Annotated in this window: 2 protein-coding genes and 1 pseudogene; 1 reads left to right on the top strand and 2 read right to left on the bottom strand. The window is 72.7% G+C overall.

All coding sequences use genetic code 11. The annotated features are described in order from the left end of the window. On the bottom strand, nucleotides 1-550 hold a 550-nt coding region (locus tag HUX53_RS04085), incomplete at its 3' end, for a DUF58 domain-containing protein (protein WP_176401830.1). After that, nucleotides 547-1,560 carry a MoxR family ATPase gene (locus HUX53_RS04080; protein WP_176401829.1) on the bottom strand — a complete coding sequence of 338 codons (1,014 nt, stop codon included), beginning with the start codon at nucleotides 1,558-1,560 and terminating at the stop codon, nucleotides 547-549. The genes HUX53_RS04080 and HUX53_RS04085, both read right to left, overlap by 4 nt. A gap of 206 nt (nucleotides 1,561-1,766) precedes the next feature. Between HUX53_RS04080 and HUX53_RS04075 the strand changes: the two are divergent. Continuing rightward, nucleotides 1,767-1,994, top strand: a pseudogene (locus HUX53_RS04075) (hypothetical protein); the annotation flags it as partial.

The following is a 1,994-nucleotide window of genomic DNA, read 5'->3' as shown; positions in this document are numbered from 1 at the left end:
TGAGGTGTGTATGGGGGACGGGGCCGCGCCCGTCGTGCACGGACTGGGCGTCCAGGACGGCCTGGAGCAGGGCGTACATGGCGGCCTTGCCGGTGCGGGCGGGCCAGCGGCGCATGCCGTCGGCGTGCAGCAGGTAGGCGCCGGCGCGGTCGCCGAGGCGGACGGTGAGGAACCCGACGGCGGCGAGGGCGGCGACCGCGAGGTCGCGTTTGATCATGGTCTGGGTGCCGAAGTCCATGCTGGGGGTGAGGTCGACCAGGGACCAGGCTTCGAGTTCGTGGTCGGCGATGAGGTCGCGGACGTGGGGGGTGGTGGTGCGGGCGGTGACGGCCCAGTCCATGTGCCGGACGTCGTCCTCGCCGGGCTGGTAGAGGCGGGCTTCGGCGAGTTCGGTGCCGGGGCCGGGGATGAGGCCGAGGTGCTCGCCGTTGAGCAGGCCGTCGAGGCGGCGGGTGACCTGGAGTTCGAGGCGGCGCAGGGTGCGTTCGGGGGCGAGGTGGGCGAGCTTGCCGCCGCGCGGGCGCCGCCGTGCGGGCTGCCTGCCGGTCATGCGGTCGTCACCGCCGCCGCTCCGTGGTTCCAGACCACGCGGGGCGGGGGGACGGCGGTGAGGATCTGGGCGATGACGTCGCCGGGGTCGATGCCGTCGGCGAGGGAGTCGAAGGTGAGGACGAGGCGGTGCGACATGACGTCGCGGGCGACGGCGCGGACGTCGTCGGGCAGGACGTAGTCGCGTCCCGACAGCAGGGCGAGGGCGCGGGCGGCGGAGGCCAGGCCGAGGGTGGCGCGGGGGCTGGCGCCGATCTCGATGACGCCGCGCAGGTCGGGCAGGCGGTACTGGTCGGGTTCGCGGGTGGCCATGACGAGCCGGACGATGTAGTCGGCGATGAGCTCGTGGACGGAGACCTCCTGCGCGGCGCGCTGCAGGCCGGCGAGGCGTCCGGTGTCGAGGAGCTGCGCGGCTTCGGGCGGGTCGACGCTCATCCGCTGGAGGATCTGGAGTTCCTCGTGGGCGGCGGGGTGGCGGACGTCGATCTTCATGAGGAAGCGGTCGCGCTGGGCTTCGGGGAGGGGGTAGACGCCTTCGGACTCGATGGGGTTCTGGGTGGCGAGGACGATGAAGGGCCTGGGCAGGGGGTAGGTGTTGCCGCCGAGGGAGACCTGGCGTTCGGCCATGACCTCCAGGAGGGCGGACTGGACCTTGGCGGGGGCGCGGTTGATCTCGTCGGCGAGGACGAAGTTGACGAAGACGGGGCCGAGTTCGACGTCGAACTGCTCGGTGGAGGGGTGGTAGATGCGGGTGCCGACGATGTCGGAGGGGACGAGGTCGGGGGTGAACTGCAGGCGGGCGAAGGTGCCGCCGACGACGCGGGCGAGGGTGCCGACGGCGAGGGTCTTGGCGACGCCGGGGACGCCTTCGATGAGGCAGTGGCCGCGGGCGAGGAGCGCGACGATCATGCGTTCGACCATGTGGTCCTGGCCGACGATGACCTTCTTGACCTCGGCGAGGGTGTTCTGCAGGAGTGCCGCGGCCTCGTCCACGTCGGTGGCGGTGGTCATGGTGGGAGTTCCCCTCGCTGTCCCTGGTGAGCCTGTCCGTCGTGTGCCGGGTGGGGCGTGTTCCGACCCTACGCGATCACTTGTACCCGTTCGTTCGGGATACGTGCGCGCGGGCGATGATCGGTTCAGCGGGCGGCCTGGCCGGGCGTGGGGTGGGGCGGCCGGTGCTGGCCCGATCGTAGGGCGTGGTTGTTAGTGTTGCGGCCATGTCGAGGCCGTTGCCGCCGGGTGACCCCGTCCGCCTGGGGCCGTTCCGTTTGTCGGCGCGTTTGTCGGAGTCGGCCGCCGGGATCGTGTTCCTGGGGGTGGACGGTGAGGGGCGGCGCGCGAGTGTGGCGGTGCTGAACCGGGGTGCGGCGGGGGACGCGGCGGCGCGGGACCGGTTCCGTGCGGCGATCAACGCGGCGGTGCCGGCGGCGGGCGGTGTGCCGGGC

This window comes from Actinomadura sp. BRA 177 (assembly GCF_013372625.1).
Lineage (GTDB): Bacteria > Actinomycetota > Actinomycetes > Streptosporangiales > Streptosporangiaceae > Spirillospora.
The sequence above is the reverse complement of the archived record's forward strand: the minus strand, read 5'-3'. Positions and strand labels throughout refer to the sequence as shown.

What these genes read in the sequence shown, in the direction of transcription:
- HUX53_RS04080 (WP_176401829.1), bottom strand. Translation starts at nt 1,560, where the DNA reads ATGACCACCGCCACCGACGTGGACGAGGCCGCGGCACTCCTGCAGAAC.